The organism is Halonotius aquaticus (genome assembly GCF_003605575.1).
Lineage (GTDB): Archaea > Halobacteriota > Halobacteria > Halobacteriales > Haloferacaceae > Halonotius > Halonotius aquaticus.
Window position 1 is genome coordinate 1 of sequence record NZ_QKNY01000017.1, and the last position, 1899, is coordinate 1899.

Here is a 1899-nt window from a genome sequence, read left to right on the forward strand (position 1 = left end):
CGCTGAAGGATGCGGCTGCGGCCGATTAGGTAGACGGTGGGGTAACGGCCCACCGTGCCAGTAATCGGTACGGGTGATGAGAGTCAGAGCCCGGAGACGGAATCTGAGACAAGATTCCGGGCCCTACGGGGCGCAGCAGGCGCGAAACCTTTACACTGCACGGAAGTGCGATAGGGGAATCCCAAGTGCGAGGGCATATTAGCCCTCGCTTTTGTTGACTCTAAGGTGGTCAACGAATAAGAGCTGGGCAAGACCGGTGCCAGCCGCCGCGGTAATACCGGCAGCTCGAGTGATGTCCCATATTATTGGGCCTAAAGCGTCCGTAGCTGGCCAACCAAGTCCATCGGGAAATCCACCCGCCCAACGGGTGGGCGTCCGGTGGAAACTGGCTGGCTTGGAACCGGAAGGCTCAGAGAGTACGTCCGGGGTAGGAGTGAAATCCCGTAATCCCGGACGGACTACCGATGGCGAAAGCACTCTGAGAAGACGGCTTCGACAGTGAGGGACGAAAGCTAGGGTCTCAAACCGGATTAGATACCCGGGTAGTCCTAGCTGTAAACGATGCTCGTTAGGTGTGGCACCCACTACGAGTGGGTGCTGTGCCGTAGGGAAGCCGCTAAACGAGCCGCCTGGGAAGTACGTCCGCAAGGATGAAACTTAAAGGAATTGGCGGGGGAGCACTACAACCGGAGGAGCCTGCGGTTTAATTGGACTCAACGCCGGACATCTCACCAGCCCCGACATCAGTAATGACGGTCATGTTGACGACATCTGCCCGAGCTGATGAGAGGAGGTGCATGGCCGCCGTCAGCTCGTACCGTGAGGCATCCTGTTAAGTCAGGCAACGAGCGAGATCCACGTCCCTAATTGCCAGCACCACCGCACGGTGGGTGGGTACATTAGGGAGACTGCCAGTGCTAAACTGGAGGAAGGAATGGGCAACGGTAGGTCAGTATGCCCCGAATGGGCTGGGCAACACGCGGGCTACAATGGTCAGGACAACGGGTTCCAACACTGAGAAGTGACGGTAATCTCGCAAACCTGGTCGTAGTTCGGATTGCGGGCTGAAACTCGCCCGCATGAAGCTGGATTCGGTAGTAATCGCGTGTCAGCAGCGCGCGGTGAATACGTCCCTGCTCCTTGCACACACCGCCCGTCAAAGCACCCGAGTGAGGTCCGGATGAGGCCCTGTTACCAGGGTCGAATCTGGGCTTCGCAAGGGGGCTTAAGTCGTAACAAGGTAGCCGTAGGGGAATCTGCGGCTGGATCACCTCCTAACGTCCGAGATCTGGCCCTCTGGGCCAGACTCACCCTTCATACTCATTGCGTCTGTGTCCCAGTCATCATCCCCGATGAACTGGGGTCTTCGGCCCACGCGTGCGATCGGGCACCTTCGAACTACCAAGGCTAACACGCTCGGTCGTTCCTTCGACCGAGGCGGGCTCATAGCTCAGCGGCAGAGTGCCTCCTTTGCAAGGAGGATGCCGTGGGTTCAAATCCCACTGAGTCCATGTCAGCACGCAGCCGAACCGTGTCCCTTATACGGGTTACACGACTCGGCTGTGATACGACAAGATCGATGCACCATCCCGTGAAAGCGGGTTGGGAAGGATCGAACGTCCCAGATCTACCACCCTGGGTCGTAATGAGATCGTGTGTACGTGCAATCCAGGCGTCCACTGGACCCATTACAGTTTGCGTGTTCTTCTGAACGCGCATACCGGGTACAGTGAACATACATTGAGGCGAGTTATACTCGTCTCGCGAGATGATCCTTTGGATCATCTCACCAGCGATAACATTCGTCCGAATGTTATCTCTTCAACTGGCTACTGTGCCAGCTGGTGAACGGCTCGGCTCGAGTGCCGATGAAGGACGTGCCAAGCTGCGATAAGCCTA

General features: G+C 57.4%; 1 tRNA gene and 2 rRNA genes. All 3 read left to right on the forward strand.

Annotated features, from left to right (window positions below):
* Positions 1-1276, forward strand: a 16S ribosomal RNA gene (locus DM826_RS09530); the annotation flags it as partial.
* Positions 1277-1439: 163 nt separating this feature from the next.
* Positions 1440-1511, forward strand: a tRNA-Ala gene (locus tag DM826_RS09535).
* A 309-nt stretch (positions 1512-1820) separates the two neighbouring features.
* A 23S ribosomal RNA gene (locus tag DM826_RS13175) occupies positions 1821-1899 on the forward strand; the annotation flags it as partial.